17 protein-coding genes and 1 pseudogene are annotated in these 21,093 nt (G+C 53.9%); 8 read left to right on the top strand and 10 right to left on the bottom strand.

Annotation, left to right across the window (positions count from 1 at the left end; genetic code table 11):
- Positions 1-30 precede the first annotated feature (30 nt).
- The 4 genes from CPH80_RS04000 to CPH80_RS03985 all read right to left on the bottom strand — a co-directional run bounded on the left by CPH80_RS04000 (position 31) and on the right by CPH80_RS03985 (position 3,975).
- Positions 31-1,737 carry a chemotaxis protein gene (locus CPH80_RS04000; RefSeq protein WP_096275721.1) on the bottom strand — a complete coding sequence of 569 codons (1,707 nt, stop codon included), beginning with the start codon at positions 1,735-1,737 and terminating at the stop codon, positions 31-33.
- Positions 1,738-1,950: 213 nt separating this feature from the next.
- Complete coding sequence (gene dnaQ, locus CPH80_RS03995) at positions 1,951-2,661, bottom strand: DNA polymerase III subunit epsilon (RefSeq protein WP_096275720.1); 711 nt, start codon at positions 2,659-2,661, stop codon at positions 1,951-1,953.
- A 32-nt stretch (positions 2,662-2,693) separates the two neighbouring features.
- The gene (rnhA, locus tag CPH80_RS03990) at positions 2,694-3,137 is read right to left on the bottom strand and encodes a ribonuclease HI (protein WP_096275719.1); all 444 of its coding nucleotides are present in this window, start codon (positions 3,135-3,137) and stop codon (positions 2,694-2,696) included.
- Positions 3,138-3,183: 46 nt separating this feature from the next.
- Positions 3,184-3,975, bottom strand: a complete 792-nt coding sequence (locus CPH80_RS03985) for a class I SAM-dependent methyltransferase (RefSeq protein ID WP_096275718.1) — start codon at positions 3,973-3,975, stop codon at positions 3,184-3,186.
- A 126-nt stretch (positions 3,976-4,101) separates the two neighbouring features.
- Here CPH80_RS03985 and gloB point away from each other — a divergent pair, with 126 nt between their 5' ends.
- From gloB to CPH80_RS03950, 7 genes are all read left to right on the top strand, one after another.
- Complete coding sequence (gloB, locus tag CPH80_RS03980) at positions 4,102-4,896, top strand: hydroxyacylglutathione hydrolase (RefSeq protein WP_096275717.1); 795 nt, start codon at positions 4,102-4,104, stop codon at positions 4,894-4,896.
- 155 nt (positions 4,897-5,051) lie between these two features.
- Positions 5,052-6,761, top strand: coding sequence for a LysM peptidoglycan-binding domain-containing protein (locus tag CPH80_RS03975; protein ID WP_096275716.1), 1,710 nt, complete (start codon positions 5,052-5,054; stop codon positions 6,759-6,761).
- Between the two features lie 24 nt (positions 6,762-6,785).
- Complete coding sequence (locus CPH80_RS03970; RefSeq protein ID WP_096275715.1) at positions 6,786-8,627, top strand: extracellular solute-binding protein; 1,842 nt, start codon at positions 6,786-6,788, stop codon at positions 8,625-8,627.
- 15 nt (positions 8,628-8,642) lie between these two features.
- The gene (locus tag CPH80_RS03965; protein ID WP_096275714.1) at positions 8,643-9,728 is read left to right on the top strand and encodes a microcin C ABC transporter permease YejB; all 1,086 of its coding nucleotides are present in this window, start codon (positions 8,643-8,645) and stop codon (positions 9,726-9,728) included.
- A 1-nt stretch (position 9,729) separates the two neighbouring features.
- Complete coding sequence (locus CPH80_RS03960; RefSeq protein ID WP_096275713.1) at positions 9,730-10,755, top strand: ABC transporter permease; 1,026 nt, start codon at positions 9,730-9,732, stop codon at positions 10,753-10,755.
- A gap of 26 nt (positions 10,756-10,781) precedes the next feature.
- Positions 10,782-12,398: an ABC transporter ATP-binding protein gene (locus CPH80_RS03955; RefSeq protein WP_096275712.1), complete on the top strand. Its 1,617-nt coding sequence runs from the start codon at positions 10,782-10,784 to the stop codon at positions 12,396-12,398.
- A gap of 66 nt (positions 12,399-12,464) precedes the next feature.
- Positions 12,465-13,250 (top strand): enoyl-ACP reductase, encoded by a 786-nt coding sequence (locus tag CPH80_RS03950; protein ID WP_096275711.1) that lies wholly within the window; start codon positions 12,465-12,467, stop codon positions 13,248-13,250.
- 60 nt (positions 13,251-13,310) lie between these two features.
- On the opposite strand, the gene CPH80_RS03945 is transcribed toward CPH80_RS03950, so the two are convergent.
- Both CPH80_RS03945 and CPH80_RS03940 read right to left on the bottom strand, forming a co-directional pair.
- Positions 13,311-13,724 (bottom strand): PilZ domain-containing protein, encoded by a 414-nt coding sequence (locus tag CPH80_RS03945; protein ID WP_096275710.1) that lies wholly within the window; start codon positions 13,722-13,724, stop codon positions 13,311-13,313.
- A 31-nt stretch (positions 13,725-13,755) separates the two neighbouring features.
- The gene (locus CPH80_RS03940; RefSeq protein WP_096275709.1) at positions 13,756-15,579 is read right to left on the bottom strand and encodes a DUF1631 family protein; all 1,824 of its coding nucleotides are present in this window, start codon (positions 15,577-15,579) and stop codon (positions 13,756-13,758) included.
- A gap of 174 nt (positions 15,580-15,753) precedes the next feature.
- Between CPH80_RS03940 and CPH80_RS03935 the strand changes: the two genes are divergently transcribed.
- On the top strand, positions 15,754-16,830 hold the full coding sequence (locus CPH80_RS03935) for a 3-deoxy-7-phosphoheptulonate synthase (RefSeq protein ID WP_096281389.1): 1,077 nt from the start codon (positions 15,754-15,756) through the stop codon (positions 16,828-16,830).
- A 24-nt stretch (positions 16,831-16,854) separates the two neighbouring features.
- On the opposite strand, the pseudogene cobA reads toward CPH80_RS03935, so the two are convergent.
- From cobA to lolA, 4 genes and pseudogenes are all read right to left on the bottom strand, one after another.
- Positions 16,855-17,697, bottom strand: a pseudogene (gene cobA / locus CPH80_RS03930) (uroporphyrinogen-III C-methyltransferase); the annotation flags it as partial.
- An 11-nt stretch (positions 17,698-17,708) separates the two neighbouring features.
- A complete protein-coding gene (gene serS / locus CPH80_RS03925; RefSeq protein ID WP_096275707.1) occupies positions 17,709-18,983 on the bottom strand; it encodes a serine--tRNA ligase in 1,275 nt (424 codons plus the stop codon).
- Between the two features lie 102 nt (positions 18,984-19,085).
- Positions 19,086-20,423 carry a replication-associated recombination protein A gene (locus CPH80_RS03920; RefSeq protein ID WP_096275706.1) on the bottom strand — a complete coding sequence of 446 codons (1,338 nt, stop codon included), beginning with the start codon at positions 20,421-20,423 and terminating at the stop codon, positions 19,086-19,088.
- A 1-nt stretch (position 20,424) separates the two neighbouring features.
- On the bottom strand, positions 20,425-21,084 hold the full coding sequence (gene lolA / locus CPH80_RS03915; protein WP_096275705.1) for an outer membrane lipoprotein chaperone LolA: 660 nt from the start codon (positions 21,082-21,084) through the stop codon (positions 20,425-20,427).
- Positions 21,085-21,093 lie beyond the last annotated feature (9 nt).

The raw sequence follows: 21,093 nt of genomic DNA, 5'->3' as shown, positions 1-21,093 counted from the left end.
ATTGTGTAAAGCCTATTCGCTAGAACATCATTACAGCCCTACATCATCCATCGATGTTTCCGCCAGTCTGAGCAGGTCGGCATTACTCTCCTCACGCTTACCAATGCTTTCAATATAATACTCAAGAGATGTCAGAGCATCTGCCAGCGCTTCCAGAACCTGAGTTTCGGGCGCTTCACGGGCGTCTAATAAACGCTCCTGAATGGATGCAGCAACACGCTTAAGAACGTGAGCTGCCCCGGGATCATTTACCATCTTCAGTCCGCCCCAAATACTGTGCAAAGTAGCGGGCAGATTAGCGAGGTGAAGCTTGTCGTAATCTGATTCCACAAAGGCTGTAATCGCACGCTTGGCTAACGTGAGCGCACCACGGGCCTCATCGGCAACGACATAGACTGCTTCTTGGAAATAGATGGATTGCTCACGGCTTCGCTCACTGCCTGCCAGTGCGTCTGTCTCTGCTGTGATTCCGCGGCTAACAATTTGCATAACCGCATCTTCAATACTCAATACCGAATCGGCGAGACGAAAAAGCTCCTCCTCACCAGGCAACCGGGATTCAGCTTCCCATGTGCGAAGCGTAACCGCCTCTTCGCGAGCTATGGTTGCCAGGCGATTAAGGCCCAGCATAAGCAGTGTATTCCCAAGACGTTCCAGAGTTTCCGCTATGGATGAGAGCTCGGCCAAATCCGGCTCAATGCCTCGCTCTATGATATCGAGCTTATCTTTGAGTTGGTTGAGTTCATCCTGCAAGGCTTCGGAAAGAGATTCCAGCACATCCGTGCCCGGGCCATACAAGCGCCGTGCGTGGGCATCAAGAATGGAATCTGAAAACTCGGCCGGAACCAACTGGAAAGCAGACAGAACACGAGTGGCTTCGGGATTGCCGGAACCACTGCGGTAAACTAGGTAAACAAGATCACGAATGAGCGAGTCAGGCGCGTCCTTAGCGGTTGCGACCTTACCGACATAAACCAATTCCCGTGAATACTTTTCGATACGCATAAACATGCGCTTGCGGGCTTTGGTAAAGGTCATGGCGCGGTCTACCATGGTGTCTGCGGCAATTGCGACGAGACACCACATTTGACCCATGGGCGCGCCCTGACACAAGCGGGCAAAACCCCGTGCGGCGCGGCCTATAAGTTTTTGACTGACCACCGGGTTCCGATCCCTGAGTATGCCCAGCAAGGCTACCTGAAAGGTAAGGCGCATGCGCCGGGCAACGATCTCGTATTCGGCGTCAGTGCCTTCGAACGCCTGAACCGACAGGCCTGAGCAAAAATCCGGGCGGTCTTTAACATCAACTTCGAAGAAGCAGGATTCCGGGTAGGGTTTTTCGCGACGGGCTTCTCGCAGTTCGTTGATAACTGGCAGCAGCAGTTCAGGGTGATCCGCGCGCTGCTGATGGTAGTATTCTACGTAGCGGCGAAGGATAAATAGCGCACTGTTCAACGTGGTAAGCAGGATGTTCTTGTCGTCGTTTGCGCCGACAGGTACATCGTTTGCCATGGAGACCGCTTCTTGGCAGAGCAGCGTACCGCCGCGAAGTTCCACCAGAATGAAGATGCCACGAAGCTGATTCAGGAAATCCAGGCAGTTCTGCAAATCCTCCCCGCTCTCACGGTTTTCCTGAAAGCGCTCAAGACTGGATTCTGCCTGCTTGATGGTCTGCTCTATTTCACTTTTGACCAGATCAAACGACTGCGATTTCGTCGCCAGAGACGATTGAACCATAAACGCTTCCTATTAATCTGCGGAGACTACCGCACCGTCTTGGTGAGCTGTGGCCTGACAATGACGCGTGCCAAACTTTTTTATAAGTAGGATCACTCTTCCCGACTAAAGTGCACGACCAGAAAACTGGCGAACTTATCACTACTTATAACATAAAACTCAAGGGCCTCAACAAAGCCGGAATGTAACAAATGGTACAGGCAGACCCAGTTCTCATTCTGCGCCTTCCAGTTTGCTCCAAACCGTACCGCCGGCCTTTTTTTCCAAAGCCGTCATGAACGCCTGATGGGCTTTATTCTCGGCTTCAGTGGCTTTAACAATAGCCAGCTCAGGACGATCTGAACTCACTCTGCGAATACCGCCAGAACCACCCCCATTTTCAGACCCTGCATCGAGAGACAACGCGGTTTGTCCACCCGTGAGCAGCAGGTACACTTCTGCAAGGATTTCCGCATCCAGCAGCGCTCCGTGGAGCTCTCGGTTGCTGTTATCAACGCCATAGCGTTTGCATAGGGCGTTCAGGTTGTTCTTCTGGCCTGGGTGCTTCGCGCGGGCGAGGGCAAGGGAGTCCACAACGCCACAGTGGTCGGCGGTTTTTCGCACCGGTTTAATCCGTCCAAACTCTGAATCCATGAAACCGATGTCGAACGCGGCGTTATGAATAACGAGTTCAGCGCCTTTTATAAATTCAAAAAACTCATCAGCGACAGCCGAAAACTTTGGCTTATCCACGAGAAATTCATTGGTAATGCCGTGGATGGTAATGGCCTCCGCTTCCACTTCCCGCTCGGGATTGACGTAAACATGGTAGTTGCGGCCTGTTAATTGGCGCTCCACCATCTCCACACAGCCAATCTCGATAATCCGGTGCCCTTCTGCGGGGTCTAAACCCGTTGTTTCTGTATCCAGTACAATTTGTCTCATATATTCCACACAGGTTCCGTTCAGAGTGTGCTTCAGCTGCCAATCAGCTCGGCAACACCCTTGTTCGCAAGTTCGTCCGCCAGCTCGTTATCCGGGACACCTGCATGGCCTTTAACCCAGTGCCAGCTAACTTCATGCTTTGTGGTTTCCAAATCAAGCTCTCGCCACAGATCGTCGTTTTTCACGGGTTTTTTCGCCGCGGTTTTCCAGCCGTTTCGCTTCCACCCTGAAAGCCACTCAGTAATACCCTTACGCACATACTGAGAATCTGTATAAAGCTCCACTTGGCACCCGCGATTAAGTACCTTCAAACCTTGAATAGCCGCGAGTAACTCCATGCGATTATTGGTGGTTTGCCGTTCGCCGCCATGCATGGTTTTACAGACACCGCCGTAACGGAGTACAACGCCCCAACCACCTGGCCCTGGGTTGCCTTTGCAGGCTCCATCGGTATACACAATTACCTTTTCGGACATTAAAACTCCTGCTTCTATATAGGTCTGATGGCCCCATAATGGCCGGTCAATCTTCAGGGTGGTTCCGGTTCTGTGAAGGGCAGCCTCTAGATGCGCCTGCTGTGCTGGTTCCGGACAACCCCATAACCTTCTTCTGGCGCCATTGGCTCCGTTGTGGAATCCGGGCGCAAACCCGTTTTTTCGCAAGGATACAGTAATACGCCCCAACCGGCAGGAATCCGTAACTGGCTAAACGCTCACTGAACTTGCCCGAAGCCTTGCCACCATTGCGCTGGAAAGGCAGGCGAAAAAGCCGGGTCACAGACACCTCAACCTGAAAGTCCAGCAGACTAAGCCAGTCTTCCATGCGTCGCCGTAAAAGAAAGCGTCCTCCCCAAGGACCGGCATGATGTCGTGATATAAGCCTGCGCAAACCCCAAAAACTGATGGGATTAAAGCCAATAAGAGCGATAGTGCCGCCGCCCCTCAATACCCGCGCGCCTTCTCGCAGAACCTGATGGGGGTAATCAGAAAAATCAGCGGTGTGGTGAAGCACAACCAAATCCATAGAATCCCCGGGGAACGGCAACTCGTCCGCATCGCACACCACCACGCCGTCTGGTATTCCGGCAAAGCACCTGGGTGTCGTCATTATTTTCTGCGAAAAGTCAGTGCCGCTGGTAAGCGGCAGCCGGTGGCTAACACTCACCTGAAGCTGCCTTGCTCCCGTAAGGCTTGCAAGCCTGCGGTCAAGCAAGGCTCGCTGATCTGCCAGCAAAGTACGCCCAAGCGGCGTCTGAAACCAGTTCTCAAAACTCTCGTTTCGGGACGGATAATCAACGATTTGGCCTTTCTTCACACTGCCTGTACTCCCGCGTTAACAAAGAACCTGCAAGTAGAGTCACAGATTCAGAGGGTGTTGGGGCTATGGGTTTAATGCTCTATCATATCAGGCACACTTGCCAAGCACATACGGGGACATCTGATGCTCACCATCTCTGCCATCTCGGCATTCAGCGACAACTATATATGGTGTCTTGCAAACCCAGACACCGGCAAAGCATTGATTGTGGATCCGGGCCAGGCCAAACCGGTACAGGATCACCTTGCCAAACAAGGGCTGACGCTCGATACCATTTTGGTTACCCATCATCACCCGGATCACGTAGGCGGTATAAAAGCGCTGGTACAAGAACATCCTGACTGCCGCGTAACCGGGCCTGCGGATTCACCTTTTAAGGGTAGCACCAGCCTTGTTCACCCAGGCGATGAGGTAGTGTGGGAAGATGTCACATTCCAAGTAATGAGTGTGCCCGGGCATACCCTAGATCACATCGCGTACTTTACCGATGTCGCTATTGCCGGCCGCCCCGCTCTCTTTTGTGGCGACACACTCTTCGTCTGCGGCTGTGGCCGCTTGTTTGAAGGTACCCCCGGCCAAATGATGGAGTCGCTGAAGTCCCTCAGGGATCTGCCTGGTGCCACTGCCGTATATTGTGGCCATGAATACACTTTGGCCAACCTTCGCTTTGCCCGTAGCTGGCTGCCAAATGACAGCAAACTCGAAGCTTTTGAGCGTCAGTGTAAGGAGCGCCGGGATGCTGGCGAGCCAACTGTGCCCTCGATACTTGCAGATGAGAAGCAACTAAACCCGTTTTTGCGCTGGGATGACCCTGCAATCGTGGCCGTGGCGAAACAGTACTGTTCGGAGCAAGGGCTGCCCGCAGACTCTGACAGTGCAACCTTCGCCGCCATACGGCACGGCAAGGATAATTTCTGAGCGGTTAACATTACCTCTCATCACCGTAACGAGAGATCTGTTGACCACTGGAAAGGCACTCCCATAGAATTGTTTCACCTTCTTCTCGTAACTCACTAAATATGCCGGGTTTTTAGACATAAAACCTGGCAGTTAACCGGATTTGGAAATCGCTTATGTCGGTCAAACGATTGCCCCTGCTGTTTTTTCTTAGCGCCCTAGCAGGCGGCTGCAGTTCTCTTAATTTGGCAGCGGACACAGCCCCACAAAGCCCTCTTGATTCAGATGAGGTGACTCTCGCGGCCGGCGACGAAGGATTGAAAGAATCCGTGGAAACCGTCGAGAACAGCGATGCCGTCCGTGACGAGCCGCTTGATGATGCCATAGCGCCTGAACTTAAGGCCGCAGCACGAGAAGCACGGGAAAAACTCGACAACCCCGAACAAAAAGCCGCGAACCAAGCCACTGAACAAGCAGATATGTGGTTTCGGTTGCGGGCTGGTTTTGTTCTTGATCACGATATCGACAACAAACGCGTTAGGGATCAGTTGAACTGGTATGCACGGCACCCGAACTATATTAACCGGGTAGTCGAGCGCGGCAGCCGCTACCTGCACCACATAATTAACGAAACGGAGAAGCGTGGCCTGCCAGCCGAATTTGCACTTTTGCCTATCGTTGAAAGTGCCTTTGACCCCTTCGCTTATTCCCACGGCCGTGCCGCTGGGCTCTGGCAGTTCATACCTTCAACCGGTAAATATTTCGGCCTTACCCAGAGCTGGTGGCACGATGATCGGCGCGATGTGCTTGCCGCTACCGACGCGGCTCTCACCTATCTTGATCGGTTGTCCAACCGGTTTGATGGCGACTACACGCTGGCCTTGGCCGCTTATAACAGCGGGGGCGGCACAGTTTCCAGCGCCATGCGCCGTAATCGGAAAAGCAACAAGCCTCAGGATTATTGGTCATTGCAGTTACCACAGGAAACCGAACATTACGTACCCAAGCTGATCGCGCTGGCAAAAATATTCGATGATCCGCAAGCCTATGGCATTGAACTTCCGGCCCTTACGGACGAGCCGTATTTCGATGTAGTCGAAACCGGCGGGCAACTAGACTTGGCCCAGGCTGCGGAGCTAGCCGGCGTTGGTATTGACGAGATATACCTGCTCAACCCTTCCTACAATCGTTGGGCGACATCTCCCGAAGGCCCGCATCGCCTACTCGTGCCAAATCAGAATGCGGATGCGTTCCGTACGGCTCTGGCAGACATCCCCCCGGGTAAACGCGTTTCCTGGCGCAACTATGAGGTCAAATCTGGAGATAGCCTGAACACTATTTCCCGCAAGTTTTCTACCACGCCAGCGGTGCTGCTGCAGGTAAACAATCTCAACAGCGACCTTATCCGCATTGGTCAGCGGTTGATGATCCCATCAGCTTCAAAGAATTCCGATGCCTACGCGCTTAGCGCATCTAAGCGGCTTGAGCGCAAACAAACCAAAAAGCGCGACGGCAACAAACTAAGTTACAGCGTACGCCGTGGCGACACCTTTTGGGATATCGCCCGCGAGCATCGCGTTTCGGTACGGCAAGTCTCCGCCTGGAACGGCATGGCCCCCGGGGATCCTCTTATTCCCGGTAAAGAGCTGGTGATTTGGTCGAATACCGCACAGCCTACACTCGCATCTGCCGACAGTACCCGGGGTAAAGCCATGGTTCGTAAGGTGGGATACCGCGTTCGCAAAGGTGACTCTTTGGCGCGTATTGCCAATCGTTTTTCCGTGAATGTGCGGGACATCGCAAGCTGGAACGATCTGAACACCTCTCGATATCTGCAACCCGGGCAAAGTCTGGTACTCTACGTCGACATTCGGAACAGCCCCTAAAAATCAGCGGTTTACGAGAGACCCATGACAATAATACGAACAGTCTCAAGCCTTACAGCGGTTTTTTCATTCTTGGCCCTGCTGGCCACGCCAAGCATTGTTTCTGCCAGCAGCTCAGCACCTGACGCCCCTGAACCGGGTGCACAAGCTGTTCATGGCATGGCCATGCATGGGGAACCCAAATACCCAGAAGGGTTCAGTCACTTCGACTACATCAACCCCGACGCTCCTAAGGGCGGCGACCTTAAAATGGCCGTCGTCGCCAATGGTTTTGATTCCTTCAACCCCTTCGATATTCGAGGCGTGGCTGCAGCGGGCATTAGCAACTATCTTTACGACACTCTCCTTGAGTACTCAGCGGACGAGCCGTTTTCCATGTATGGGCTCATTGCTGAGTCGCTAGAAACACCGGAAGACCGTAGCTATGTGGTTTTCAATTTGAGGCAATCGGCCCGGTTTCAGGATGGTGTGCCCATTACCGCCAAAGACGTGAAGTTTTCATTTGAAACCCTCACCACCAAGGGTCACCCGTTTTACCGAAATTATTATGCGGACGTGAGTAAGGTGACGATTGAGAACGACAACCGGATTCGCTTTGATTTTCAGCAAACAAGCAATCGAGAACTGCCTCTGATTCTCGGGCAAATGCCCATTCTGCCCGCCCACTATTGGAAAGACCGGGAATTTGGAGATAATGGCCTAACGCCCCCTGTGGGCAGCGGTGCGTACCGGATCGGTAGCTTTGAAGCGGGCCGCTCCATTGTGTACGAACGGCTCGATGATTACTGGGCGAAGGATCTTGCGGTTCGAAAGGGCCGATTTAATTTCGATAAAATTAGGTATGACTACTATACCGACGAGACGGTTGCCCTAGAGGCATTCAAAGCCGGCAGTTTCGATTTCAGAGTAGAAACCTCCGCCAAAAACTGGGCCACTGCCTACACCGGTGATAGGTTCGATAACGGAACGATCATCCAAGAAGCAATCGAACACCATCGCCCGACCGGCATGCAAGGATTCGTGTTCAATACCCGCAAAGAGGTTTTTAGTGACCCAAGGGTACGGGAAGCACTGACCTACGCGTTTGATTTCGAGTGGACCAACAAAAACCTGTTTTATGGTCAGTATGCGCGCACCAACAGTTACTTCGAGAACAGCGAGTTGGCTTCCACCGGGTTGCCATCGGGCCGGGAATTGAACATCCTTGAACAATACCGGGGGCAGCTAGACGAAGATATCTTCACAAAGCCCTTCAAAGCACCGTCCACCGACGGCAGACAAGGCCTACGGGGAAACTTGCGGACGGCTATAGGGCTTTTGCGCTCGGCCGGTTACGAAGTACGTGACGGCAAGATGGTGCACGCCGAAACGGGCAAGCCTCTTAAGTTCGAGGTTCTGCTGTCCCAGAAAACCTTTGAAAGAGTTGTGCTGCCCTTTAAAAATAACCTGGCCCGGCTCGGTATTGAAGTGTCCGTGCGCTTGGTAGACAGCAATCAGTACGTCCAACGTGTGCGTGAATTCGATTTTGACATGATTACCCAGAGCATCGGCCAGTCCGACTCCCCTGGCAACGAGCAAAGGGAGTACTGGCATTCTTCTACCGTAGGCGCCAACGGCTCCCGAAATTATGCGGGTGTGAGCGATCCGGTGGTCGATCAACTTGTGAACCTAGTGATACAGGCGCCGAACCGAGAAGAGCTGGTGCAGCGCACTCGCGCCCTCGACAGGGTCTTGCTTCATGGGTTTTACGTGGTTCCGCATTGGCACCTAGCGAAAGATCGTGTCGCCTATTGGAGCCATCTGAAACATCCGGAAACAACACCCAAAAACGGTACCGACCTCGATAACTGGTGGGCTAAGCCCTGAGGAATCTGCCGCTAAATGGGCATCTACATACTCCGGCGCCTGGCGCTTATTATTCCTACCCTGCTCGGCATTCTGCTGCTCAACTTCCTGATCGTTCAGGCAGCCCCTGGCGGGCCAGTTGAGCAACTAATTGCGGAGATGGAAGGCCATGGTGGCAGTGCGCTGGCACGGGCCTCTGGTGGCGATATGGGGGCAGAGGTTTCCAGTGCCTCAGGTGACCGGCGCGGCTCCCGAGGTATTCCCGATGAAATGCTGAAGGAAATCGAAGTGATGTATGGCTTCGACAAACCGGTCCACGAGCGTTTCTTCAAAATGCTCAAAGATTACGCCACCTTCAATTTCGGCGATTCCTTCTTCCGGGAAAAAAGCGTAGCCGAACTGATTGTGGACAAAATGCCGGTCTCTATCTCCCTTGGGCTCTGGTCTACGCTCATTATTTACTTCATATCCATACCTCTGGGAATTCGCAAAGCGGTTTCAGACGGTTCCCGTTTTGATGTCTGGAGCAGTTCAGCCATTGTGATCGGCTACGCCATTCCGGGTTTCCTGTTCGCTATTCTGCTGATCGTTTTGTTTGCCGGCGGCAGCTACTTCGACTGGTTCCCTCTACGCGGCCTTACCTCTAACGACTTCGATCAGCTCAACTGGTATCAAAAGGTTGGGGACTATTTCTGGCACCTTGCTTTGCCGGTAACCGCCAACGTGATCGGCGGCTTTGCCACACTCACTCTGTTGACCAAAAATTCCTTTCTCGATGAGATAGGGAAACAGTATGTCGTAACAGCCAGAGCCAAAGGCCTCGACGAGAATCAAGTTCTGTACGGCCACGTATTCCGTAACGCCATGCTGATTGTCATCGCCAGCTTACCCGGAGTGCTGGTCACCTTATTCTTTACAGGCTCGCTGTTGATTGAGGTTATATTCTCTCTGGATGGGCTCGGCCTGCTAGGCTTTGAAGCCGCCTTGAACCGGGATTATCCAGTTATTTTCGGCACCCTCTTTATATTTACCCTGATGGGTCTCGCGCTCAAACTAATCAGCGACATCACCTACGTGCTGGTGGATCCGCGCATCGACTTTGAAAGCCGGGAGGGCGCGTAACGTGAAGGCGCTTACCCCAATTCAACAACGCCGCTTACGAAACTTTCGCAATAACCGTCGCGGCTTCTGGTCTTTATGGGTATTTCTCGCCATTTTCGGGCTAACACTGGTTGCGGAACTGATCGCCAACGACAAGCCGCTGGTCATCTCGTATCAGGACACTCTGTACTTTCCGGTGGTAGAGAACGTGACCGAGGAGACCTTTGGCGGCTTCCTCCCCACAGATGCGGATTATCGGGACCCCTTCATCTCTGAAGAAATTCTAGCCAATGGTTGGATGCTCTGGCCGCCCATCCGCTTCACCTATGACACCATTAATTACGATCTCGATGTGCCCTCGCCTGCACCGCCCAGTGCAGTAAACTGGCTGGGCACCGACGACCAAGGGCGGGATGTGGCTGCGCGCGTGATCTACGGCTTTCGTATTTCCGTGTTATTCGGGTTAACACTCACCATCGCCAGCTGTATCGTTGGCGTGCTGGTAGGTGCCATACAAGGCTTCTACGGTGGCAAGATTGATTTGATCGGCCAGCGCTTTATCGAAATCTGGTCGGGCCTGCCGGTTTTATACCTCCTGATTATTCTCTCGAGCATAGTGCAGCCGAACTTCTGGTGGCTTTTGGGCATCATGTTGCTGTTCAGCTGGATGGGATTAGTGGATGTGGTTCGCGCAGAGTTTTTGAGAGCCCGAAACTTTGAATACGTTAAAGCGGCCCGAGCACTCGGGTTAGATAACCGCAAAATCATGTTCCGCCATATTCTCCCCAACGCCATGGTGGCGACGCTGACGTTTTTGCCGTTTATCCTGACGGGCGCCATTACCGCCCTCACCTCCCTGGACTTCCTTGGCTTCGGTTTGCCCTCTGGCTCGCCCTCCCTTGGGGAACTAATTGCCCAGGGCAAGGCCAATCTCCATGCCCCCTGGCTGGGTATGTCGGCATTCGTTTCCCTATCACTAATGTTGACCCTGCTGGTTTTTGTGGGCGAAGCCGTGCGTGATGCCTTCGACCCACGCAAGAACGCATAAAAGCGAGCTGGTATGAGCGAACTAACATGAGCGAGCTGTTAGAGATTACCAATCTCTCGATCTGCTTTAACCAGGGCCAGAAGGCGGTGGATTCCCTGTCACTCACCCTAAAACAGGGCGAGACTCTGGCGTTGGTTGGCGAAAGTGGTTCGGGCAAATCCGTTACTGCGTTATCTATTCTGCGGCTGCTGGATGAACGGCACGCCAGCTATCCCAGTGGTGAGATCCGTTATCGCGGTGAAGACCTGCTTCAGGCGCCAGTGAAAAGATTGCGTCAGGTGCGTGGGCGGGAGATCAGTATGATTTTCCAAGAGCCCATGACGTCGCTCAACCCTCTGCATAGCGTGGAGAAACAGGTCAGCGAAACCCTGGAGCTTCACAAAGGTATGCGTGGGCCCCAGGCCAGAAAGCGCTGCCTTGAGCTGTTGCAACTGGTGGGCATCGAGAACCCTGAAAGTCGCCTTGGTGCTTATCCGCACCAGCTTTCTGGCGGCCAAAAGCAGCGGGTGATGATTGCCATGGCTTTGGCTAACGAGCCAGATATGTTGATCGCCGACGAGCCAACAACTGCGCTGGACGTAACGGTTCAGAAGCAGGTACTGGAGCTGTTGCGGGATTTACAGCAGAAGCTTGGCATGGCCATTTTGCTCATCACCCACGATCTCACCATCGTGCGCCGCTACGCCAACCGGGTTGCGGTAATGGAGCATGGCAAGTTGGTTGAGGAGCAGGAAACGTCTGCCTTGTTTGCATCACCCAGCCACCCATACACCCGCAAGCTTCTGGACGCAGAGCCTCCTGAAGCACCTGTCGCTCAAGCCAAAGGTGATATGCCACTATTGAGCGTAAGCAACCTAGATGTGCGATTTACAACCCGCAAAGGACTGTTCGGCAAGGTAAAAGAGTATTTTCACGCGGTTAAACGTGTCAATTTCACCCTCAATCGCGGCCAAACTCTCGGCATTGTAGGTGAAAGCGGAAGCGGGAAAACGACCATTGGCCACGCCCTTCTCAAACTCACGGCCAGCACCGGCAGTATAAAATTAGACGGGCAGGAACTGGCCTGGCTGGATCAAAACGCATTTCGGCCCTGGCGTCGCCGAGTACAGATTGTTTTTCAGGATCCATTTGGTAGCCTAAGCCCACGCATGTCCGTTGCTGAAATTGTTCGCGAAGGGCTGGAAATTCACGATTCTGAAAACCATGAACAACACGACCAAAAGGTGATCACCGCCCTGTGCGATGTAGGCCTAGACCCGGAGGCAAGGCACCGTTACCCGCACGAGTTCTCTGGAGGGCAGCGCCAGCGCATTGCGATTGCTCGGGCGTTGGTTCTTCAGCCAGATCTTATGATTCTGGATGAGCCCACATCGGCTCTGGATCGCACGGTACAGAAGCAGGTAATCGAACTGCTTCGGGATATTCAGGCACGCTATGGTCTAAGCTATATCTTTATTAGCCACGATCTGGCCGTTGTTCGGGCGCTCAGCCATCAGTTACTAGTACTCCGGCACGGAGCGATTGTGGAATACGGAGATGCGGGTGAGATTTTCAGATCGCCCAAAGAACAGTACACACAAGAGTTGCTTCACGCGGCGTTTTTCTACCATCAGGAAGATGCCACCATCACTAAGACTATTTGAGCGTTACGCCTGCCGGGATACTTCGGGGATAATGCACCAAAATCAAAAACACAGGGAGAACGACCTATGGGATTACTCAGTGGCAAGAAAGCGCTGATTGTTGGCGTAGCCAGCAAACTGTCCATTGCATACGGCATTGCAGAGGCCTTTGCCCGCGAAGGCGCGGAATTGGCCTTCACCTATCAGAATGAAAAGCTGCAACCGAGAGTGGAAAAATTCGCCGCCGGATGGGGCAGCGAACTGACCTTTCCTTGCGACGTAGCCAGCGATGAAGAAATCGAGAATGTGTTTAAAGAACTGGGCAAGCACTGGGACAACATCGACATTATCGTTCACGCCGTTGGTTTTGCGCCAGCAAACGAGCTAGACGGAAATTACGTGGATGCAACAACCCGTGAAGGCTTCCGGATTGCCCACGACATCAGCTCTTACAGCTTTGTCGCTCTGGCCAAGGCCGCTCGGCCCATGATGCATGAAGGCAGCTCCTTACTCACTCTGACCTACTTGGGCGCGGAAAAGGTTCTTCAGAACTACAACGTGATGGGCCTTGCCAAAGCGTCGTTAGAATCCAACGTGCGCTACATGGCAGCAAGCCTTGGCCGTGACGGCATTCGGGTAAATGGTATTTCTGCCGGGCCAATCAGGACACTGGCGGCCTCTGGCATCAAGAGCTTCCGTAAGATGCTCGCCGAAAACGCCAGGCGTGCTCCATTGCGCCGGAATGTGACCACAGATGAAGTGGGTAATGCAGCTGCCTTTCTGACCTCTGATATGGCCAGTGGTATTACGGGTGAAATCATGTACGTGGATGCCGGCTTCAACATTACTGGCATGGGGGAACTGGAAGAGTAAAAGCTCCGGTCACGTCTTCGTCTTGTGCAGAAAGCCAGCTACATGCTGGTTTTCTGCTAGTTAAGGCGCTTCCATGGCATTTGCGACCGCGTCTATCCACTCCACATACGCGGTTTGATCGGATTCAATTATCCGCACCCCCACTAGATAGTCCCGCTCATCTGGGCGGCACCAAACCACCTCCACGGTAAGAATGAAGGCGTCTGAGTGACTTCCCAGTGAAACAGAGGCAGCAAACAAGGCCCCATCAGAGAGCGGCTCGGCTGCGAGCAAGCAAAGCCCGCTCGCCGAGATGTCACGAATACCGCACACCAGTTCACGCCCGGGCGCACCCGGCACGCCTTCGGAAGCAGGATACCCGGCTTCCAGCTCCAGAATGATCCGTGCGCGGGCCGTTAAACGATACTGCATGCGGTTGTCCTGCCCGCCAGACGGCTCTTCCCGTGTTCCAAACGTGTAGTCAGTGTCTTTCATTGTTATTCCTGGCTTCTTATTTAGGGTTCCGTCAGTGTCGCCCGACACGAATACGACCGACCACTCTGCTCAGTGTGTCATCAAACTCCGCAGCACCACCCAGAACACGAACCCGCTCTTCAACAATACTGAGCACCAATTCGTGCTCCAGGAACTCCCGGCGATTGAGGCCCAATCGATCAACAAATATCAGTTTTCGAGAGGCGTTGGTGCGAACGGCCAGCTTGAGCCGGGTGTTTTCAGTGTCCGGCTGTTCGGCGTTCACCACTATCCAGCCACCAAGATTTATCTCATCTACCTGCTTTTGTGCCTGCAGCGTTTTTTCGTTATACAGTCGATCCTGCTCAGCCTTTTCATCGGCCAAGCGCTGGCTTTCTACTTCCTGATGCTGACGCTCCAAGTCGGCTTGTCGCGCAGCCTCCTGTTCCTGTCGCAGCCGTTCTGCGGTCTCATTTTCTTTGCGCAGGGCTTCTGCGCGGGCCTTGGCCGCTTCAGCCGCTTTCTCACGCTGTTTGCGTTGCCTTTCCCATGCTACTGCGAGCACTGCTACGGTTTCCTCAAGCACTTCACCAAACGGCGTTTGGGCTGGCAGGGGGCGAATGCGTCCTTTACTTTGCGCTTGGCAGAATTCTTGCCAGGGCTGTAGGCCGAGCTTCACTCCGGCGCCGTTTGTCCAAAGAATCTCAGCCGAGTCCTCAAGCAGGGAAAAAAAGTAACGACGCTGCTCGGTCGTACCTTCACCCTCAACAAACCACCTGCCCTCGAATGGCTGAGAATCATCGGCCGGGAGCATTTCAAAGCTGAGCCAAACCGGGTTCCATGGAAAACTCTCCGAATCCGGCAGTGCATCTACCCGTTCCGGCGTTTCGCCCCTTAGTCTAGACACCATCACAGACTCAACACCGGCAAGCGCATTGGCCTCAAGAGGGGCGTCGAATACACGGCTCCAAACATCCGTAATCCGATCACCTATCTGCTCACCCACATGGTATAGCCGGTTTCTGTCTTTGTCGGAAAGCGACGGATCGCCAATCCACACCAACCATTCAAGCAGCTTGCTGCCATGCCGGCAGATTTCACCGTTAACGCCGGAATCCCATACGGCCTGCTTCAGCAGACCCTGCCAATGATCGAAGATAAACCGAATCACCGGCTGCGGCAGTTTTCGCCCCTGCAGAGCCCTGCCGATGAGAGCCCTTGCGGTTTGATCCGCCCGTCTCTGGCGTGCTGCGCCCTGCTCGGTTGTCAGCAAACGCTCGCGCAATTTGCCCGTTTGAGCATTACGCCTAACGGAATCGTCCTGCCACTGCACACAAAATGCTTCGAAAGCTTCAATGTTGCCTGATTCGAAACTTGAAGAAACGGCTATAACCAACAAATCCAGCTGCTCGAGCAGGGCTTTCGATGAACGCCCGCCGGAGTTACTCCAGCCCCGCCACTCCCGAAAGCTGTCCAGCCATACCAGTAATATGTCACTGAACGCGTGTTGCCCATCAAGATTCATGCGCCAGGCGAGATAAAACCTCAGCCGTGCGAGACGGCGGGCAAGCTCGGTGTGCAACCCACTGGTTTTGAGGAATACATCCATGATGCGATCGGCCACATAAGCCGCATTGATCTGGCGCACGGACCAGTCAAGGTGCACGGAACGGATAAGGTGAGTTACACGCTCGTCCCGTTGCTCTATCCAGCACGAAAACAGCAAAGGTTGCCAGTCGCTTGCGGTTTCTGGCGACAGCTTTCCGGCAGGATAAGGAAGGTCGGGAACACGAATACCGGCAAGCACATCATCAATTTTTTCGGCAACTGCCTTCCGCGAGGCCACCTGATGCGATTTCGGCCTATTTTGTGACATCCATTCCCCGTGCTCAAGAAGCGTTGAAAAGGCCCAGTAAATAAAGCAGTATAACCAACTCGCCGGGGTTGACCACAACCGGATCCGGCGCTATTCGAGTTAATCTGCAGCCCGGCTGGAATATTGAACAGAACAGCCGGGGCAGCAATGAAAGAATCGGGGAAGCAGCAGAACATGTCCGGCAACAAACTTGAGAACCTGAACGTGGCGAGCCAGGAAGCACTAATTACCCCTGAAACGCTCAAAAAAGATATGCCGCTTGGCGGCAACGCAGCGCAAACCGTTACCAATGGCCGCCAGGCGATTTACGACATTATTGACGGCAAAGACCATCGTTTGTTTCTGGTAGTGGGCCCCTGCTCTATTCACGATGCTGAGGCAGCACGGGATTACGCCGCCCGCCTCAAAAAGCTGGCAGATGAAGTCAGTGACACGCTGCTTATCGTTATGCGTGTGTATTTTGAAAAGCCGCGAACGACGGTTGGCTGGAAAGGCCTGATCAACGACCCACACCTGAACGACACCTTTGATATCGAACGTGGCCTGCACTTGGGTCGTTGCCTACTGCTCGACATCAATGAACTAGGGCTGCCCGTTGCAACCGAAGCTCTGGACCCGATCTCGCCTCAGTATCTGCAGGATACGATTGCCTGGTCCGCCATTGGTGCGCGCACCACGGAATCCCAAACTCACCGCGAGATGAGCAGTGGGCTTTCCATGGCAATTGGCTTCAAGAACGGTACCGATGGCAGTCTCGATGTTGCGGTAAACGCCATGAAGTCTGTTTCTTATTCGCACAACTTCCTGGGCATTGACCAGCAAGGCCAGGTGGCTATTATCCGCACCAAAGGCAACCAGTATGGACACGTGGTTCTGCGCGGAGGCGGCGGCAAGCCTAACTACGATTCAGTCAACGTAACGCTTTGCGAGCAGGCGCTCGATAAAGCGGGATTACGTAAATCCATCATGGTGGACTGCAGCCACGCGAATTCCAGCAAAGACCCGGCCATCCAGCCACTGGTTATGCAGGATGTCACTCATCAGATCCTCGAAGGCAACACGTCTATCCAAAGCCTGATGATTGAAAGCAACATCAACTGGGGCAGTCAGTCTATTCCGGAAAACCTGGCAGACCTGAAGTACGGCGTATCCGTGACAGATGCCTGCATCGACTGGGAAACCACAGAAAAAGCCATTCGCGACATGCGTAACAAGCTTAAAGACGTTCTGCCGAAACGCAAAACAGTCTAAGCCCTACTGGCACTACCAACGCTGTCATACAGACAGCGTTGGTAGTGCCCCGACCCAATCTAACCTATCCCGCAACGCAACCACGTGGCCAACAATAACCAATGTGGGTGCCTGCACCTGTTCTTCGTTTACCCTCTGCACAATCGTTTCCAAATTGCCGGTAACCACTTGCTGTTCCCGAGTGGTGCCCTTGGAAATCAGCGCTACCGGCATGTCCGGCGCCATACCGTGCAATATCAACTGTTCGCAGATGATCGGTAAGCCGACCAGCCCCATATAAAACACCAGTGTCTGGTTGTTCTGGACAAAGTCCTTCCAGGGTAAATCACAGGTGTTGTTTTTCAGGTGACCGGTTACAAAGCGCACCGACTGGGCATAATCACGATGGGTCAGCGGAATACCGGCATAAGCAGCGCAGCCAGAGGCCGCTGTAATGCCCGGTACGACCTGAAACCGAACGCCAGCAGCCGCCAGAGTTTCAATTTCCTCGCCGCCACGGCCAAAGATAAACGGATCCCCACCCTTGAGCCGGACAACCCGATACCCTTCTTTTGCCAAATCGACCAGCTTTTGATTAATCTGATCCTGCGGCAACGCGTGGTTTGCACGCTGCTTGCCCACATGGATTTTTTCAGCCGCGTCCGGGATCAGTGCAAGAATTTCTGGCGAGACCAGTCGATCGTAAAGAACAACTTCGGCCGACGAAATAAGCCGCCAAGCTTTCAGCGTGAGCAGTTCCGGATCGCCTGGGCCGGCCCCCACAAGGGCCACCTCCCCTGCGGAGCTGTTGGGGTTGGAGGTAACCGGGTTTACTCTATAGCGAACCGGAGCCGGTGTTGCGCCAACGCCCGCTCCCACTTTTTGTTGGGGCTTGTCAGTCATTGAATACGCTCAACGCCACCCATGTAGGGCTTGAGTACCTCGGGAACAAGAATGCTGCCATCAGATTGCTGATAGCTTTCCATAACCGCTACCAGAGCCCGACCTACCGCTAGGCCAGAACCGTTCAGAGTGTGCACAGGCTCAGGCTTGCCAGTTTCCGGGTTGCGCCAGCGGGCGGACATACGGCGAGCCTGAAAGTCCCGGGCGTTGGAGCAGGAGGAGATCTCCCGAAACTTACTCTGCCCCGGTAACCAGACTTCGATATCGTAGGTTTTTGCGGCAGAAAAGCCCATATCGCCGCCGCACAGGGCAACCAATCGATAAGGAAGTTCGAGCAACTGAAGTACTTTTTCAGCGTGTCCGGTCAGTGCTTCCAACGCCGCATCTGAATCTTCAGGGCGAACCACTTGTACCAATTCAACCTTGTCGAACTGGTGCTGGCGAATCATGCCGCGGGTGTCGCGACCGTAGGAGCCGGCTTCACTGCGGAAACAAGGGGTATGGCACACCATTTTCAGGGGCAGTTCTGCTGCATCAAGAATCGTATCTGAAACCAGGTTCGTAACGGGCACTTCCGCTGTCGGAATCAGGTACAGCGGATGCTCTCCCTGCATCTTGAACAGGTCTTCTTCAAACTTCGGCAGCTGGCCGGTGCCGTAAAGCGCATCGGCGTTTACCAAGTAAGGCACATGGGTTTCGGAATAACCGTGTTCGTCGGTGTGCAGGTTTAGCATAAACTGCGCAAGGGCTCGATGCAGGCGCGCCACCTGCCCTCGCATCACCGCAAACCGTGAGTGGGCAATGCGCGTGGCCGTTTCGAAATCCAGGCCGCCAAGAGCATCGCCCAAAGCCACGTGATCTTTAGGTTCGAAATCAAAGGTTTTTGGTGTGCCCCAAGTACGGACTTCAACGTTGTCTGCCTCGCTGTTGCCCGTGGTTACGCCCTCATCCGGTAGGTTCGGAATGCCCGCCAGAAACGCGTTGAGTTCCGCCTGCAAGATGCGCAACTCTTCCTCGGCTTCCGACTTGCGGGATTTCAGACTCTCCACCTCATCCCGCAATGGCTGAATATCTTCGCCAGCGGCCTTGGCTTTACCAATTGACTTCGACTTTTTGTTCTGCTCGCCCTGCAAGGTTTCCGTGCTTACCTGAAGGGCCCGGCGGCGCTCTTCAAGCTTCTCAAAGGCGGCCACGTCAAAAACGAAATTTTTGATGGCCAGCCGACGGGCGATCTCTTCAGTCTGGTTACGGACGAGTTTGGGATCGAGCATGGTTATCCTGGATTTTCCGGTTTGCGATGTATGTAGATTAGCAGGCCATTATACCTGTGCCGCTGCTGCTGGCTAGCGCCGGCGGGCAACCTTATAAAAAGCTCAGGTATGGCGTTTGTTGGGGCTTTGTTCGTTCAGGGCATCGAGTCGTTGGCGCTTTTCGGAGAGCTTGATCTCTAGGCCACGGTTAACTGGCTCATAGTACCTGCGCTGATGGATGGCCTCTGGCAAGTAGGACTCTCCAGCGGCGAATGCATCCGGTTCATGGTGAGCATAACGATAGGAGTCGCCGTGCCCCATGCTTTTCAGCAGCTTGGTGGGCGCATTGCGTAAATGCACGGGAACCTCGTAATCTGGATCCTTCCGTATATCTGCCATGCACTGGTTGAATGCCTTGTAAACCGCGTCGCTTTTCGGCGCGAGTGCCAGATAGGTTACGGCCTGCGCTAGGGCCAGTTCGCCTTCGGGGCTCCCCAACCGTTCCTGTGCAAACCAGGCATCCATACTCAGCTGCAGGGCCCGGGGATCGGCGTTGCCGATATCCTCACTCGCAATGCGCACCAAACGGCGAACGACGTACAAAGGGTCGCAGCCACCATCAAGCATCCGACACAGCCAGTACAGCGAGCCGTCAGGGTCTGAGCCCCTTACGGATTTGTGCAGTGCCGATATCTGGTCGTAAAAAACATCTCCGCCCTTATCAAACCGGCGCAAACTGGTTTGCATCACTTGTTCAAGCTGGTCTGCGTTAACGCGATTTTTACCGTCACTGTCCAGCTCTGCTAGATCGGCAGAAATCTCGAGGATGTTAAGCGCCCGCCTAGCATCGCCGCCGGATGCCGATGCCATTACCCGCAGCACCTCGTCAGACACCGCGAGTTGGCCCCCAAAACCTTCTTCTGAGGTCAAAGCCCGGCTGAGCATACGGAGGATGTCGTCTTCTTCGAGATTCTTAAGCACATACACACGGGTGCGGGAAAGCAGAGCGCTGTTGAGCTCGAAAGAGGGGTTTTCAGTGGTGGCGCCGACAAAAATAAAGGTGCCATCTTCAATATGTGGAAGAAACGCATCTTGCTGGCTCTTGTTGAACCTGTGCACTTCGTCCACGAACAATAGCGTGTCTTGGCCCTGGGACTGCTTACGGTTGCGCGCTCGTTCAACGATCGCACGAATATCTTTTACGCCACTTAAAACCGCGGACACATTCTCAAAACTGAGGTCGCCGACGCTCGCCAGTAGTCTTGCAAAAGTGGTCTTACCCACCCCGGGCGGGCCCCAAAGAATCATGGAGTGGAGTTGCCCCTGCTCCACAGCTCTACGCAGCGGTTTCCCGGGCCCCACGAGGTGCATTTGACCCACGTAGTCGTCTAGGGATTCCGGCCGCATACGCGCCGCTAGAGGCCGGAACCCGACCTGCTCGGTGAACAAGCTGCTTTGCATGTCAGCTTTCGTCCCGGATTACGTCAACGTCCTCCGGGTATTCAAGCGTAAACACGCTCTTGTCGACGGTGTCGTTCAGCTGAATACGGTCAAAGCTGAGCACACTAAGCTGTGACAGGGAATCTTTCATGCGCATCTCCTGCAGTTCATTCTTAAAGAACGTCAGCTGCAGGGACACAAACAGTGAATCTTCGCTTTTGGGTTCAAGGGTGAATTCCCGTGTATCGTCGCTGATCTGACGACTGGACACCCGGTAAGTTTCTTCCAGGTTATCCACTTCACCACTCAACAGCAGTGCAGGTGTGGTCTGTACCCGATCATCCAAGTTATGCACAGTGACCTGTTCTAGGTCAGGATCATAAACTTGCACGGTGTTGCCATCACTGACGACAAACTGCGACATAGGGGCGCGGGTTTCCCAGTAAAACAGACCCGGCCTTTTGGCCTTCAGAGAGCCACGGGTTTCCTGAACCTTGCTGCCGTCTTCGTTTACCACAATTTGGATAAAGTCGGCTTGATAGGTTTCATAGCTTGTTAACACAGAGGCTAATTCCGCTGCCGATTCCTCGTTGTCGGCTGCCATTAGTGAGCTGCTGAACAAAAGTGCGACAACTACAGCCAGCACGGGGGCCAGCACGGGTTTTAGGGAAAACTGTTGCATACAATACGA

This window comes from Marinobacter sp. LV10R510-11A, assembly GCF_900215155.1.
Classification (GTDB): domain Bacteria; phylum Pseudomonadota; class Gammaproteobacteria; order Pseudomonadales; family Oleiphilaceae; genus Marinobacter.
Note: the sequence above shows the minus strand (reverse complement) of the source record. Positions and strands in the feature narration are given on the sequence as shown.

Excerpts from the sequence above, each read along its gene's own strand:
- CPH80_RS03945 (WP_096275710.1), bottom strand. The coding sequence starts at position 13,724 with ATGAAAGACACTGACTACACGTTTGGAACACGGGAAGAGCCGTCTGGC.
- CPH80_RS03940 (WP_096275709.1), bottom strand. The coding sequence starts at position 15,579 with ATGTCACAAAATAGGCCGAAATCGCATCAGGTGGCCTCGCGGAAGGCA.
- serS (WP_096275707.1), bottom strand. The coding sequence starts at position 18,983 with ATGCTCGATCCCAAACTCGTCCGTAACCAGACTGAAGAGATCGCCCGT.
- dnaQ (WP_096275720.1), bottom strand. The coding sequence starts at position 2,661 with ATGAGACAAATTGTACTGGATACAGAAACAACGGGTTTAGACCCCGCA.
- CPH80_RS03955 (WP_096275712.1), top strand. The coding sequence starts at position 10,782 with ATGAGCGAGCTGTTAGAGATTACCAATCTCTCGATCTGCTTTAACCAG.
- rnhA (WP_096275719.1), bottom strand. The coding sequence starts at position 3,137 with ATGTCCGAAAAGGTAATTGTGTATACCGATGGAGCCTGCAAAGGCAAC.
- CPH80_RS04000 (WP_096275721.1), bottom strand. The coding sequence starts at position 1,737 with ATGGTTCAATCGTCTCTGGCGACGAAATCGCAGTCGTTTGATCTGGTC.
- lolA (WP_096275705.1), bottom strand. The coding sequence starts at position 21,084 with ATGCAACAGTTTTCCCTAAAACCCGTGCTGGCCCCCGTGCTGGCTGTA.
- CPH80_RS03950 (WP_096275711.1), top strand. The coding sequence starts at position 12,465 with ATGGGATTACTCAGTGGCAAGAAAGCGCTGATTGTTGGCGTAGCCAGC.
- CPH80_RS03935 (WP_096281389.1), top strand. The coding sequence starts at position 15,754 with ATGTCCGGCAACAAACTTGAGAACCTGAACGTGGCGAGCCAGGAAGCA.
- gloB (WP_096275717.1), top strand. The coding sequence starts at position 4,102 with ATGCTCACCATCTCTGCCATCTCGGCATTCAGCGACAACTATATATGG.
- CPH80_RS03965 (WP_096275714.1), top strand. The coding sequence starts at position 8,643 with ATGGGCATCTACATACTCCGGCGCCTGGCGCTTATTATTCCTACCCTG.
- CPH80_RS03975 (WP_096275716.1), top strand. The coding sequence starts at position 5,052 with ATGTCGGTCAAACGATTGCCCCTGCTGTTTTTTCTTAGCGCCCTAGCA.
- CPH80_RS03920 (WP_096275706.1), bottom strand. The coding sequence starts at position 20,423 with ATGCAAAGCAGCTTGTTCACCGAGCAGGTCGGGTTCCGGCCTCTAGCG.
- CPH80_RS03970 (WP_096275715.1), top strand. The coding sequence starts at position 6,786 with ATGACAATAATACGAACAGTCTCAAGCCTTACAGCGGTTTTTTCATTC.